The organism is Microbacterium sp., from assembly GCF_031178525.1.
GTDB lineage: Bacteria > Actinomycetota > Actinomycetes > Actinomycetales > Microbacteriaceae > Microbacterium.
Genome location: NZ_JAPSJA010000220.1, coordinates 1 through 3894, shown reverse-complemented (window position 1 = coordinate 3894; position 3894 = coordinate 1). Strand labels below are relative to the sequence as shown.

Genomic DNA, 3894 nt, shown 5'->3' with positions numbered 1-3894 from the left:
GCCACCACGTCGAGCGCCGGAACCCGCGGCACGGCGCGCAGGAACTGGCTCACGTAGCCCATGGTCTCGCGCCGCGCGGCGAGCACCTCGCGCGGCTGCGCGGTCGCCAGGTCCAGCACGCCGCCCGCGTGCGAGAGCAGGATGCGCCCGGAGTCGGCGCCGTAGCTGCCGAACACCATCTTCATGACGGTGCTCTTGCCCGATCCCGACTCCCCGCCGAGCACGACACAGCGCCCACGCGGCACGTCGAAGGTCAGCCCGCGCAGCACGGGCAGCCGCTGGGCGTCCTGCAGATGCAGCGTGAAGGTCTTGTCGACGTCCTCGACCGAGAGGACGGGGTCCTGATCGAGAGCGTCCGGATGCATGGTGAGGGTCATGGATCAGCCTTGGAGGATCGAGGAGACGAGCAGCTGGGTGTAGGCGGCCTGCGGATCGTCGAGCACGCGATCCGTGAGCCCCGATTCGATTACCGCGCCGTCCTTCATGACGAGCGTGCGGTGCGAGATCAGACGGGCGACGGCGAGGTCGTGTGTGACGATCACGACCGACAGCCCGAGGTCGGCCACGAGCGAACGGATCAGGTCGAGCAGACGTGCCTGCACCGACACGTCGAGCCCGCTGGTCGGCTCGTCCATGAACACGAGCCGCGGGCCGAACACGAGGTTGCGGGCGATCTGCAGGCGCTGACGCATGCCGCCCGAGAACGTCGCGGGGGCGTCGTCGATCCGGCTGACGGGGATCTCCACGCGGGCCAGCCACTCCTCCGCCTGCGAGCGGATGGTGCCGAAGTGGCGCAGGCCGTTCGCCATGAGCGGCTCGCCGATGTTGCCTCCCGCGCTGACGTGCATGCGCAGGCCGTCGGCCGGGTTCTGGTGCACGAAGCCCCACTCGGTGCGCCAGAGCCGGCGCACGTCGCGCTCGGTGAGCGACGACAGGTCGGCGAGCTGTTCGCGTGTCCTGTCTTCGCTGGCGGCGGCCATCCGATATCGGATGGATCCCTCGTCGACCGACAGGCGCTGCGCGAGCATCCCGAGCAGCGTGGACTTGCCGGATCCGGACTCGCCCACCACCGCGAGCACCTCGCCGGGCCACAGGTCGAAGCTCACGTCGCGGCAGCCGAACCGGTCGCCGTAGCGGTGACCGGCGCCCGTGACGCTCAGCAGCGGGGACTCGTCGATCATCGGACCGCCTCCTTCTGTGCGGCAGCGGCCGTCCGCTCGCAGTGATCCGTGTCGGAGCAGACGTACATCACCCCACCCTTGTCGTCCATCACGACCTCGTCCAGGTAGACGCCGTCCGATCCGCAGATCTCGCACGGGGTGTCGAAGCGCTGCGGCTCGAACGGGAAGTCCTCGAACCCCAGACTCTCGACGTCGGTGTACGGCGGCACCGCGTAGATGCGCTTCTCGCGACCGGCGCCGAACAGCTGCAGCGCGGGGCTCTGGTGCATCTTCGGGTTGTCGAAGCTCGGGATCGGCGACGGCGCCATCACGTAGCGCCCGTCGACGAGCACGGGGTAGTCGTACGTGGTGGCGAAGTGGCGGTACCTGGCGATGTCCTCGTAGAGCTTGACGTACATCAGGCCGTACTCCTCGAGCGCGTGCAGGCGCCGCGTCTCGGTCTCGCGCGGCTCGAGGAACCGCAGCGGCTCGGGGATCGGCACCTGGTACACGAGGATCTGGCCCTCCACGAGGGGCGTCTCGGGGATCCGGTGGCGCGTCTGGATGACGGTCGCGAGGTCCGTGCGCGTCGTGCTGCGGGATCCTGCGACCTTCTCGAAGAACTGCCGGATCGACACCGCGTTGGTCGTGTCGTCGGCGCCCTGGTCGATCACCTTGAGCGTGTCGGACGCGCCGATCACCGCGGCGGTGACCTGCACGCCGCCCGTCCCCCAGCCGCGCGGCATCGGCACCTCGCGCGACGCGAACGGCACCTGGAAGCCGGGGATCGCGACGCCCTTGAGCAGCGCGCGGCGCACGACGCGCTTGGTCTGCTCGTCGAGGTAGCCCTCGTTGTAGACGATGCGGGGCTCAGACATGGGCGTCCTCCTCGGCTGCGGCCGCCGTGGCGCGGCGCTCCTCGAACTCCCGGTGCAGCTGCCGGATGAGCACGAGCTCGCCCTGGAAGTCGACGTAGTGCGGCAGCTTCAGGTGCTCGACGAAGCCGGTCGCCTGCACGTTGTCGGCGTGGCTGATGACGAACTCCTCGTCCTGCGCGGGAGACACGGCGCGCTCGGCGAACTCGTCGTGGCGCAGCGCGCGATCGACGAGCGACATCGACATGGCCTTGCGCTCGGCGCGGCCGAACACGAGGCCGTAGCCGCGCGTGAACTGCGGCGGACGCTCGGCGCCCCGCGCATCGCGTCCGCCGACGAACTGGTTGATCATCTGGCACTCCGTGACCTCGATGCGGCCGATGGGCACCTCGAAGCCGAGCTCGGGCGCATGGAACAGCACCTCGACCTCGCCCACGCGCACCTCGCCCGCGAACGGGTGCGTCCGGCCGAAGCCGCGCTGCGTCGAGTAGCCGAGCGAGAGCAGGAACCCCTCGTCGCCGCGGGTCAGCGCCTGCAGCCGCTCGGCGCGCGTCATCGGGAACACGGTCGGCTCGCGCGTGAGGTCGGCCGGATCCGGATCCGTCCAGTCCTCCGGCACATCGGGTTCGATCAGCGCGTCGACGCCGAGCAGGTCGGTGATGCGCGGCATCGGGGCGTCATCCTGCGCGGTTCCGTGCGCCGGGACATCCGGCGTCTCCAGCTCGTCCGCGAGCAGGCGGTGCGTGTAGTCGAACGTCGCGCCGAGCTGCTGGCCGCCGGGCAGATCCTTGAACGTCGCGGAGATGCGCCGCTCGGCCGGCAGCGCCGCGGTGTCGATCGGGGCCGTGGTGCCGAAACGCGGCAGTGTGGTGCGGTACGAGCGCAGCAGCGTGACGGCCTCGAGCACGTCGCCCTGCGCCTGCAGCAGCGCCTTGGCGGCGAGGTCGGGGTCGTACAGCGATCCCTCGGCCATGACGCGTGAGACCAGGACGCCGAGCTGCTCGCGCACCTGGGCGTAGTCGATGCGGGCGCTCTCCCCCGCGCCGCGCTTGGCCAGCAGGGCGTGCGCATTGGCGATTGCCTGCTCGCCTCCCTTGACGGCGACGTACATCAGGCGCTCCTGTTCTCGTGTCCGGCGAGCTTGGTCGTTCGCGGCAGCGCGCGCACCTCGTTCGCCCCGGCGAGGATGACGTCCACGCCGCGCGGGAACCCCGCGCGGTTCGCCTCCCACTGCGAGAGGAAGCCGCCGGGCAGCCCCGCGCCGTCCCACGTCTCGCCGCCGTTCACCCCGGGACCCGTCGCGGTGAACGCGCCGATGGGGTGTGCGCCGACCGCGTCGATCAGGAGCGTGGCGGACAGGTGCGGCTCCTCGTCGGTGCCCTGCGCGAGGTCGGCCAGCCGGGGCGCGGCGGACGGCGACGACGCGATGGCGAACAGCGCATCCTCCGGCCGCTCGACCAGGCGCGCTCCGGTGTGGAAGCGGATCCACGCGCACACGTCGGATCCGCGTCCGAGGCGCTTGTCGAGCCAGACCGGCGTCTGCTCGTCGCACAGGGCGAGGACGACCGCTCCCGCGACGCGGCCGAGCGGCGCGGGAGTCTGCAGCGGGGCGAGGCCCAGGATCGGCTGCGCCAGCGTGGGGCGCGCCATCGCCGCGAGCACCGCGCGGAACACGCGCTGCGCGTCGTGCACGGGATCGGCGAAGCCCGGCAGGTGGTTCTGCGCCGTCAGTGTGTTCACTCGTCATCCTCCTCGTCCGGGCCGGAGTTCTCCCGAGCGACGGTGAAGAAGTCGACGACCGTGCTTCGCGCCTCGGCGCGCGGGCGAGCGCGTCACGCTCGGCCTGCGCCCGCTCGAGC

The 3894-nt window shown here is 71.2% G+C and carries 5 protein-coding genes; all 5 read right to left on the bottom strand.

Translation table 11 applies throughout. The annotated features are described in order from the left end of the window. On the bottom strand, positions 1-377 hold a 377-nt coding region (locus RIF89_RS11920), incomplete at its 3' end, for an ATP-binding cassette domain-containing protein (protein ID WP_309069325.1). A 3-nt stretch (positions 378-380) separates the two neighbouring features. Further along, positions 381-1181 carry a phosphonate C-P lyase system protein PhnK gene (phnK, locus tag RIF89_RS11915; protein ID WP_309069324.1) on the bottom strand — a complete coding sequence of 267 codons (801 nt, stop codon included), beginning with the start codon at positions 1179-1181 and terminating at the stop codon, positions 381-383. Beyond that, positions 1178-2038 (bottom strand): alpha-D-ribose 1-methylphosphonate 5-phosphate C-P-lyase PhnJ, encoded by an 861-nt coding sequence (locus RIF89_RS11910; protein ID WP_309069323.1) that lies wholly within the window; start codon positions 2036-2038, stop codon positions 1178-1180. Before RIF89_RS11910 ends, phnK begins: the two co-directional genes overlap by 4 nt. After that, positions 2031-3146, bottom strand: a complete 1116-nt coding sequence (locus RIF89_RS11905) for a carbon-phosphorus lyase complex subunit PhnI (RefSeq protein ID WP_309069322.1) — start codon at positions 3144-3146, stop codon at positions 2031-2033. The genes RIF89_RS11910 and RIF89_RS11905 overlap by 8 nt, the downstream gene beginning before the upstream one ends. Next, positions 3146-3775 (bottom strand): phosphonate C-P lyase system protein PhnH, encoded by a 630-nt coding sequence (gene phnH / locus RIF89_RS11900; protein WP_309069321.1) that lies wholly within the window; start codon positions 3773-3775, stop codon positions 3146-3148. Before phnH ends, RIF89_RS11905 begins: the two co-directional genes overlap by 1 nt. Between the last annotated feature and the right edge of the window lie 119 nt (positions 3776-3894).

Excerpts from the sequence above, each read along its gene's own strand:
- phnK (WP_309069324.1), bottom strand. The coding sequence starts at position 1,181 with ATGATCGACGAGTCCCCGCTGCTGAGCGTCACGGGCGCCGGTCACCGC.
- RIF89_RS11910 (WP_309069323.1), bottom strand. The coding sequence starts at position 2,038 with ATGTCTGAGCCCCGCATCGTCTACAACGAGGGCTACCTCGACGAGCAG.
- RIF89_RS11905 (WP_309069322.1), bottom strand. The coding sequence starts at position 3,146 with ATGTACGTCGCCGTCAAGGGAGGCGAGCAGGCAATCGCCAATGCGCAC.